The organism is Inhella proteolytica, assembly GCF_016093275.1.
Taxonomy (GTDB): domain Bacteria; phylum Pseudomonadota; class Gammaproteobacteria; order Burkholderiales; family Burkholderiaceae_C; genus Inhella; species Inhella proteolytica.
Window position 1 is genome coordinate 130,667 of the sequence record NZ_JAEDAK010000012.1, and the last position, 9,555, is coordinate 140,221.

Annotated in this window: 6 protein-coding genes; 2 read left to right on the forward strand and 4 right to left on the reverse strand. The window is 71.7% G+C overall.

The window, feature by feature from the left end; translation table 11 throughout:
* Positions 1-26: 26 nt before the first annotated feature.
* Complete coding sequence (locus I7X39_RS16685) at positions 27-536, forward strand: hypothetical protein (RefSeq protein WP_198112293.1); 510 nt, start codon at positions 27-29, stop codon at positions 534-536.
* Positions 533-1,252 carry a DUF4386 domain-containing protein gene (locus I7X39_RS16690; protein ID WP_198112294.1) on the forward strand — a complete coding sequence of 240 codons (720 nt, stop codon included), beginning with the start codon at positions 533-535 and terminating at the stop codon, positions 1,250-1,252. Before I7X39_RS16685 ends, I7X39_RS16690 begins: the two co-directional genes overlap by 4 nt.
* Here I7X39_RS16690 and I7X39_RS16695 read toward each other — a convergent pair.
* From I7X39_RS16695 to I7X39_RS16710, 4 genes are all read right to left on the reverse strand, one after another.
* Positions 1,212-3,545 (reverse strand): ATP-binding protein, encoded by a 2,334-nt coding sequence (locus tag I7X39_RS16695; RefSeq protein WP_198112295.1) that lies wholly within the window; start codon positions 3,543-3,545, stop codon positions 1,212-1,214. The two genes, I7X39_RS16690 and I7X39_RS16695, sit on opposite strands and share 41 nt — an antisense overlap.
* A 73-nt stretch (positions 3,546-3,618) precedes the next feature.
* Positions 3,619-5,148 carry a methyl-accepting chemotaxis protein gene (locus I7X39_RS16700; RefSeq protein ID WP_198112296.1) on the reverse strand — a complete coding sequence of 510 codons (1,530 nt, stop codon included), beginning with the start codon at positions 5,146-5,148 and terminating at the stop codon, positions 3,619-3,621.
* A 107-nt stretch (positions 5,149-5,255) separates the two neighbouring features.
* On the reverse strand, positions 5,256-8,771 hold the full coding sequence (locus I7X39_RS16705; protein ID WP_198112297.1) for an EAL domain-containing protein: 3,516 nt from the start codon (positions 8,769-8,771) through the stop codon (positions 5,256-5,258).
* Between the two features lie 105 nt (positions 8,772-8,876).
* Positions 8,877-9,555, reverse strand: a 679-nt coding sequence (locus tag I7X39_RS16710; protein WP_198112298.1) for a hypothetical protein, incomplete at its 5' end; no start/stop codon positions are given.

The window sequence follows — 9,555 nt, forward strand, 5'->3', positions numbered from 1 at the left end:
CCTGGGGCGCCGGCATGCTGGGCGCCATGCCATTCCAACGCGCCCCCTTCTTCCAGCTGGTCCTGTCGGTCCTGTTGGCCCTGTTGGCCGAATCCCTGCACCTGGGCTGGGAGGCCCTGCACGGCGGCATCGTCGTCCACCACTTGGCGCAGCGCGCCGATCTGCCGGGTCTGTCCAACCTCTGGGGCCTGCTGATCATGCCGGCGCTGGCTGCCTGGGCCAGCAGCCGCCTGCCACGCGCCGGGGCACCGGCTTGGCTTGGCTTCGCGCTGCCCCTGCTGCTGGGCCTGGGCCTGTCGCTGGCCTTCAGCCAGCAGGCGCAGGCGCTGACGGAGGCGCTCTTCTTCCTGACGCTGCTGCTGGCCCTGCTGCTGCCGGCGCACCGGCCCGAGAGCGTGCTGGGCTATGTGCTGGGCATGAGCTGGACCTTCGGTGCGGTCTTGCCGACGCTGCTGGGCCTGCTGCTGGCCGGCCTGTCCTGGGGTCTGCGGGGCTTGGTGCGTCAGCTGTGGCTGCGCCGCGGGAGCCCGGCATGAACGCGCCAAGCGTTTCGCTGCGCGAGCTGCGCTGGGCCGGTGCCTGCTACCTGGCCATCATTGCGCTCGGCCTGTGGGGCGAGGCCTTCGTGCGGGCCAGCCTGGTGGTGCCGGGCGACGCCGCCGCCACCGCGCAGCAGATCGCCGCCCACCCGCTGCTGTGGCGCAGCGGCCTGGTGGGCGACTTTCTGATGCAGGTGCTGGACATCCCGGTCATCGTCATGATGTGGCGGCTGCTGCGCCCGGTGAACGAGCCGCTGGCGCTCACGGCCACCGCGCTGAACCTGGTGCAGACCTGCGTGCTGGTGGCCAACCGCGTGCAGTTGCTGCTGCCGCTGGATGCAGTCAGCGGCCCGATGGCTGCAGCCTTTCCGCCCGCGCAGCGCGAGGCCCTGGCCCTGCTGGCCGTGCAGTTGCATGGCCAGGGCTTTGGCATCGGGCTGATCTTCTTCGGCTTCGCCTGCCTGATCCGCGGCGCCCTGATCGCCCACAGCCGCCTGCTGCCGCCCGTGCTCGGGTGGCTGCTGGCGCTGGCGGGCGTCGGCTACCTGCTCAACAGCTTCGCGCTGCTGCTCTGGCCGCCGCTGGCCGCGCAGCTCTTCCCCTGGGTGCTGATGCCGGCCCTGGTGGGCGAGACGGCGCTGGCCCTGCACCTGCTGCTGCGGCGGCGCGCGCTCACTCGGTTGCCGTGCTCGGCGCCACCCGCGGCAGGCTGATCTCGAACACCGTGCCCTGGCCCGGCTGGCTGCGCACGACGATCTGACCGCCCAGGGTCTTGTGCACCAGGCGGTCCACGATGGGCATGCCCAGGCCCATGCCGCCCTGGCCGATGCGGGTGCTGAAGAAGGGCTTGAACAGTTGCTCCAGCGTGGCGGCGTCCATGCCGCGGCCGTTGTCGGCCACGCGCAGCAGGATCTGCTCGCCCTGCGCTTCGGCACTGAGCAGGACCTCGCCGTTCTGCCCGGGCGGGAAGGCGTGCAGCAGGGCGTTGTTGATCAGGTTGATCAGCACCTGGCCCAGCGGGCCGGGGTAGCTTTCCAGGCGCAGGCCGGGCGGGATGTTCGCCTGCACGCGGTGCGGCTGGCGCTGCAGCGTGGGCGAGAGGGTGGCCAGCAGCTCCTGCACCATCTCGGCCAGGTCAAAGGGGCGGCGCTGCTCGCTGGCCTGGTCGGCCGCCACCTGGCGGAACTTGCGCATCAGCTCGCCGGCGCGCTGCAGATTGCGCTGCGCAAGGTCGGCGTTCTCGCGCACCAGCTGCACGAACTCGGCCAGCTCGCTGCGGCGCAGCGGCGGCGTGCCCTGCAGGCGTTGCTCGAACAGGCCGGCGCGCTCCACCAGGTTCTGCGCACACACCAGGCTGTTGCTCATGGGCGAGCTGAGCTCGTGCGTGACGCCGGCCACCATCGCATTCAGCGCCGCGCGCGATTGCGCCTCGGCCAGCGCCTCGCGCGAGTTGCGCAGCGATTCCATGGCCTGCGCCAGTTCGCTGCTGCGCTGTGCCACGCGCGCCTCCAGGGTGCTGTTGAGCTCCTGCAGGTGGAACTCGGCCTGCTTGCGCGCGTCGATGTCCATCAGCGTGCCCGCCATCAGCGTGGCGCGACCCTCGGCGTCACGCCGCAGCACCTTGCCGCGCGATTGCACCCAGCGCCAGCCACCATCTTGCTGGCGGTGGCGGTATTCGACGTCGAACAGCGCGCTCTCGCCCTGCAGGTGACGTCGCAGTTCGCCCTTGACGCGCTCCAGGTCTTCGGGGTGGCAGTCCTGCTGCCATTGGTAGCTCGTGGCGGGCTGGTACGCGCCAGGGGGGTAGCCGCAGATGGCCTCCCAATGCTCGTTCACATGGGTGCTGCCGGTTTCGAAGTCGTGCTCCCAGGTGGCGGCCCGCGTGCCTTCGATGACGTTGCTGAGCCGCCGCTCTTCCTCGGCCAGACGGCGGCGCGCCTGCTCGGCGGCGCGGCGGGCGGCAAAGCCCCGCGCCACCGCCAGGGCCAGCAAGGCGGTGGCCAACAGGCCGCTGGCCAGGGCCAGCAAGGGGCGCAGGCTGGCGTCGCCCCGCAGGAAGGCAGGGCTGGGCTGCAGCAGCAGGGTCCAGGGCTGGCCGGCCACGTCCACCCGCAGCGTTTGCTCCAAGGCCTGCGCCGGCCCGCTGCGGGCGGGCAGGGTACCGGCCGCTGCGCCGCCCTGGTGGCGCAGCGGGCCCTCGGTGCTCGGGCCTTCGAACACCCAGTAGACGAACTGGCTGCGCTGGGCCTGCTGCGTCACCGCCTCGAACAGGTTGGGCAGTTCCACCACGGCCGCCATGAAGCCGCGCAGGCGGGGCGCGCCGCCGCCCTGCTCGAACACCGGGGTGCTGATGGCAAAGCCGGTGACAGGCGCTTGCGCCTGGCTCTGGCGAATGATCGGAAAGCTCGTCGATGCGACCGGCCGGCGCTGTGCGGCGGCGGCCCGCTTGGAGCCCATGCGCAGGGCGTCGGGGGCGAGGTCGAAGCCCAAGGGCGCAATGCCGGCCGGCCAGCCGTACAGCACCGGCAGGTAGTGCTCGCGCGCCGGCGCGGTGCGCCAGCCCGTGCCGGCGGGGTCGGGCTCGCGGATCTCGAAGCCCTCCAGCCCTTGCGCGCGCGCGGCCTGCTCAAAGGCCGCGCGTTCGCTGTGCAGCACCCAGGGTTGCCACTCGAACAAGGTGATGGGCGGCAACTGGGCGGTGAGCTGCTGCGCGTAGTGCATGAAGTCGCGCTGCTGCAGCTGCGGGTGGGTCTCGACCATCAGGCCGGCGCTGCGGGCGGCCTCGAGCGTGCGCGTCAGCGCCTGCTGCACCTGGATCTGCACGGTCTGCGCCGCGGCCTGGCTGCGTTCCTGGGCGTGGCGGGCATCGGCCTGGCGCAAGGCGTGCTGGCCCAGCCAGCTGGCCGTGCTGCCCAGCAGCAGCAGGGCCAGCACCAGCAGGCGGTCGCGCAGCGGCGTCGCCAGGGTGTCCGGCTCTGGGGCAGAGGGCGCGCGCGCTGCAGGCATGGCGTGGGGCGAGGAGTCTGCGGTGGACCCCCAGTATTCCAGCCTTGCCAGGCCCCTCCGCCGGGGCAGGGGCTCAGCGAAAGATTGCGACCGCCCGCTGCAGCGTGCCCGCACGGCCCTGCAGCCAGTCGCAGGCGGCGGCGGTCTGCTCGGCCAGCGCGGCGTTCTGCTGTGTGCCTTGCTCGATCACGCTGATGGCGTGGTTCAGCTCCTGCACGCCGGCGGCCTGTTCGTCGGCGGCCTGCGAGATGTCGCGCATGCGCGTGCTGACCTCGGCGACGGCGGCCACCACCTCGGCCATGATGCTGTGTGCGGATTCGACATGGCGCGCGCCGTCGGCCACGCGCGCGCTGGAATGGCTGATGAGGCTGCGGATCTCTTGCGCGGCCTCGGTGCAGCGCTGCGCCAGCGCGCGCACCTCGCCGGCCACCACCGCGAAGCCCTTGCCCTGCTCGCCGGCGCGCGCCGCCTCCACCGCGGCGTTCAGGGCCAGCAGATTGGTTTGGAAGGCGATGCCCTCGATCACGCGGATGACCTCGGCCACGCGGCCGGCGGCGTCGTCGATGGCGCGCATCGTGCCCACCAGGGCCTGCACGGTCTGGCCGCCCTGCACGGCGGTGCCGCGTGCGGCCTCGCCGTTCAGGCCCACCTGGTTGGCGGTGGCGGCGGTCTGCGCCACCACGGAGGTGATCTGCTCCATCGACGAGGCGGTGCGCTCCACCCCGGCCGACTGCTGCTCGGTGCGCAGCGCCAGATCCTGGCTGCCGCGTGCGATCTCATGCGCCGAGTCGGCGATCGCCCCCACCTCGGCACGCACATCGGCCACGATGGCCTGCATGTTCAGGTTCAGCAGGCGCACATTGCGCATCAGCTGGCCCACGGGGTGGCGCATGTCGTAGGGGATGTCGCCTTGCAGATTGCAGGCGGCGATCTGTGCCGTCATGTCGATGCAGTGTTCCAGCTTGCGCTCGATGGAGTGCCGGAACCAGGCCCACACCGCCAGCGCGCCGCCCAGCAGCAGGGCGGCGTCCAGCGCCGGGGTTTCGAACGCCAGATGGCCGCCCGCCAGCAGGCCCAGCCAGCCCGCCAGGGCCACGGCCAGGCGCTGGCTGAGCGAGAGGCGGAACACCGCGTAGGGCCAGTCGCGCCAGCCGCGCCGGCGCAGGCCGCCGGCATGCAGGCGCCAAGGCCCGCTGTTCTGCGCCAGCTCGCCGTAGAGCTGTTCCGCCGCCGTGATCTGCGCCCGCGAGGGCCGCTCGCGCACCGAGATGTAGCCGATGCTGCGGCCCTCGCGCTGCACGGGCGTGACATGGGCCAGCACCCAATAGTGATCGCCGTTCTTGCTGCGGTTCTTGACGACCCCCGACCAGGGGCGGCCGCGCCCGACCGTGGACCACAGGTCCTTGAAGGCGATGGCGGGCATGTCGGGGTGGCGCACGATGTTGTGCGGCTGGCCGAGCAACTCGGCGTAGTCGTAGCCCGAGATGGCGACGAAGGCGGCGTTGCAGTGCGTGATGCGGCCCTGGGGGTCGGTGGTCGAGACCAGCTTGACGCCTTCGGGGACTTCGACCTCACGTTGGGTCACGGGTTGGTTGTTGCGCATGGCGGACGGGGCAGGGCCGCGCGGTGCGCGAGGCGGGCGCATGTTCTGGCATCCGGCACCCGCCGTCTTTGAAGTTCGTCAAGGCCTGGTGCTGCGCTTCGCCGGGCTCAGAGTCCGCGCCAGGTTTCCGCTGCGCGCCAGTGTTCCCACCAGCCGGCCCACTCGGTGGCGGGCATCGGGCGGGCAATCCCATAGCCCTGCGCCAGCCAGCAGCCCAGTCGCAGCAGCGCGGCACCATGGGCCATGGTTTCCACGCCCTCGGCAATCACCTGGCGGTGGAAGGCGGCGGCCAGTTGGATGACGCCCTGCACGATGCTGAGATCGCCGGCGTCGGCCAGCATGTCGCGCACGAAGCTCTGGTCAATCTTCAGGGTCTGTGCGGGCAGCTTGCGCAGATAGGTCAGCGAGGAGTAGCCCGTGCCGAAGTCGTCCAGCGAGAAGCCCACGCCCAGGGGCATGCAGCGCTGCATCACCGCGATGGCCTGGTCCAGGTCCGAGATGGCCGCCGTCTCCAGCACCTCCAGCTCCAGCAGAGACGGCGGCACCTCGGGATGGCGCGCCAATGCCTGGGTCAGGCGGTCGACGAAGCCGGCCCGCATCAGGTGGTTGGCGCTGATGTTCACGCTCACCGGCAGGGGCTGCCCTGCGCGCACCCACTCCGCCAACTGGCGCAGGGCCGCCTCGATGACCCAGTCGCCCACCGTCGGCTCGAGCCAGCTGCCCTGTAGCTGGGGCAGAAACTCGCCAGGTGCGACCAGGCCGCGCTGTGGGTGGCGCCAGCGGATGAGCGCCTCGGCCCCCACCACCTGGCCGTCGCGCAGGTCCACCTTGGGTTGGTAGAAAAGTTCGAACTCCTGCTGCTCCAGCGCCAGCTCCAGGCGCTTGAGCTGCTCCAGCCGGTGCTGGGTGAGCCGATCGGATTCCGGGTCGAACAGCTGGTAGCGGTTCTTGCCGCCTTCCTTGGCCTGCAGCATCGCCGCATCGGCATGGCGCAGCAGGGTGTCCGGGTCGACATGGTCCGCCGGGTACAGGCTCACTCCGATGCTGGCACTGGAGGCCACGCAGCTGCCATCCTCCAGGGTCACCGGCTGTGCGGCAGCGGCCAGCACGCGGTCCAGCACCAGCGCGCCGTCCTGCGCGCTGCCGATGTTCGAGAGCAGCACGATGAACTCGTCACCTCCCACGCGGGCCAACGTGTCGTCGGTGCGCAGCACTTGGCGGATGTGCTCGGCCACGCCACGCAGCAGCTGGTCACCGGCGCCATGGCCATGCGCCTCGTTGATCTGCTTGAAGTCATCGAGGTCGAGCACGCACACGGCGCAGCTGTCGCCTTGGCGGTCCGCGCGGTGGAGGGCCAACTGCAGGCGGTCCACCAGCAGGCGGCGGTTGGGCAGGCCCGTCAGCGGGTCATAGTGGGCGATGCGGTCGAGCTCGGACTCGTGCTGGCGCGCGCGCGTCACGTCGGTGAACACGCTGATGTAGTGCTGTACCTGGCCCTGCCGATCGCGTACGGCCGACACCGACTGCAGTGCCAGGAAGGCCTCACCGCGCTTGTTGCGGTTCCAGATCTCGCCCTGCCAGCTGCCGCGCTGCTGCAGGGTGCTCCAGAACTCCCGGTAGAAGCCGGCGTCGTGCCGCCCCGAGGACAGCAGCTTGGGCGAACGCCCCAGCACCTCCGCCTGGGTGTAGCCCGTGATGCGCGTGAACGCGGGGTTGATACGGCGGATCAGGCCCTCGGAATCGGCCACGATGATGCCTTCGTAGCTGTTCTCGAACACCACCTCGGCGCTGCGCGCAGCCTCCTCCAGCTGCATGCGCTCGTGGATGTCGGTGTGGGTGCCCGACATGAGCAGGGCATCGCCCTGGGCGTTGCGCTGCACGATGGCGCCGCGGCTCAGCACCCAGCGCCAGCTGCCATCCTTGCAGCGGCAACGGATGCTGAGTTCGTGCCGTGCGCTCTCACCCTGCAGATGGCGCTGCAGGGACTGCTGCGCGCGCGGGAGGTCTTCCGGGTGAACCAGTTCGGGCCAGTTGCTGCTGCTGATCTGCAGCTCACCGGGTGCGTACCCCAGCATGCTCTCGAAGCGGGCACTGACCTGGAAGTGGCCGCTGGTCAGGTTCCAGTCCCAATAGCCTTGGTCCGAGCCTGCCAGCACGCGCGTGAGCAACTGCTCCCCTTCGCGCAGTGCGGCCTCCATCTGACGGCGCTCGGTGATATCCGTGCCCAGAACGTAGTAGCCGCACACCGTGCCGTCGTCCTGGCGTTTGGGCGCGTACTGGATCTGTTGCCACATCCCCGGGAAGGGCTCCCAGTCGTAACACTGCGGCTCCCCACGCAGCGCCTTCTCGATCAGCGGGCCGGCGAGCGTGTAGCGCCGCTCGCCCAGCACCTCACGCACGCTGCGGCCGGTGATGTCCGCCGCGTCGGGGGCGAAGCACTCGCGGTAGCGGTCATTGACATAGCCGTAGCGCTGCGCGGGGTCGACAAAGGCGATCAGCGCGGGCACGCTGTTGATGAGGCTGCGCAGATGGCTTTCGCGGTCAGCCAGCTGATGGGTGCGGTCCTGCACCCGTTGTTCGAGTTCCTGGCGGTGTTCCTGGCTGCGCTGGCGGGCCGCGCGTGCCTGGCTGTCGTCGCGGAAGACGGTGACCGTGCCGCACACCTGGCCGGTGCGGTCATGCAGAGGGGCCGCATCCACCGCAGTGGGGCGCTCCAGCCCCTGGCGGTCTTTCAGCAGCAGTTCGGAGGTGGCGGCCACACCCCGCTGCGCCGTCAGCGCGCGCCGGGCCGGCAGCTCGGCCGGCGTCCGGCCTTCGGCCTGCACCAGCTGCAGCACCTGTTCCAGCGCAAGGCCCTGAGCCTCGGCCTCGCGCCAGCCGGTCAGTTGCTCGGCCGCTGGGTTCATCTGGGTGATACGCAGGCTGGCGTCGGTGGCGATGACGGCGTCGGCGATGGCGTTCAGCGTGACCGCACGGCGTTGCTCGCTGGCGGCCAGGGCGTCCAGGCTGGCCTGGTTCTGCCGGAACTGGCGCCGGATCAGCGCGTAGCTGGCGCCCAGCAGCACGAACACGGCCAGCGCGGCCAGCGCGCCCAGCCACTGCATGCGTGCGCGCGCCTGCTGCTGCTCCGCCCGGCGGGCTTCGAGCAGGCGCAGCTCTTCGCTTTCGACCTGCGCGAACAAGGCCTGGCTGCGCGCCCGTGTGGCGGCCAGTGGGGCCGTGGCGGCGTAGGCGTTGGCCGCCTCCGCGCCCTGCTCGCGGCGCAGGTGCTCGACCGTGCGCGAGATGGCAAGCCGCTGATCGATCACGGCGCGCAGCTGCTGCCAGGTGTCACGCAGCTGGGTTTGCTCGGCCGTCAGGGCCTGCAGGCGCGCAAGCCGCTGTTCCCGGTCAGCAATCGCCGCGTCGCGGGCGCGCAGGTGCGTGGGGTCGCCGCTGATCCGGTAGTTCTGGGTGCTGAGTTCGATCTGCAGCGTGGCCGTGCGGGCATGGGCCAGTGCTGTCAGCACCTCCTGGGCGCGCGCCATCTGCAGGGCACTGCGGCTGCCGTCGCTGGCCCGCTCCCAGGTCGAGAACGTCAGCCCCAGCACGATGGCGGCGGCAGCCAGGAAGGCGGCCGACAAGCAGAGCTCGAACCCGTGCCTCCCTTGCAAGGCGCATCCCCTGTTGTGTCGTCTGCAGCAAGTATGGCCGCACCCGTGATGTCCCTCCCGTCGAGGTGCACTTCGTCAGCGCTGTCCCCCACTGCGCTGCAGCAGGCTCGCCAGCGCCAGGCCCAGCGCGGCCGCCAGCAGCAGGGCGCTGCTGCGCGCGGCGCTGCCCGGGCCGTGGAGGGCCAGCCAGTCCAGCCAGGCCTGGTCGCGCACCTGCACGACGACGAAGAGCCAGAACAGGAACAGCGCCAGGAAGGCGCGGCTGCCGCCGCTCAGGGCCCCCAGCAGCAGGGCGGCGGCGCTGGCGGCGGCCAGGCCGGCGGCCAGCGCGGGTAGCAGCTCCGGACGTTGGGCCAACAGGCTGGCGCAGCCCAGCAGGCCGAGCAACCAGGCGGCGCCGAAGCGGCTCAGCAGGCGCCGGCCCGCGCCGCCGGGCAGCGCGGCGGCCAGGGCCTGGGTGCCGCGCTGCTGGCTGTCGCGCGCGCCCAACTCGGCCGCCCACAGGCCCCAGGCTGCCAGCAGGCCGGCCTGCCAGCCCCATTGCTCGCCCGCCGGCGCCCCCAGCGGTGCCAGCCAGGCCAGCAGCAGCCACAGCAGGGCCAGGGGTTGGGTGATGAGGCTGAGCAGCAGCTCGGCCCCCAGCGCGGCCAGCGGGGCGGGTGCATGGGCGAGCCGGGGCAGCAGGCGCGCCAGGCCGCGCGTGGCCGGCGCCAGGGCCCGCGCCAGCACCCGCTGCAGGCGCCGTGGGGCGGCC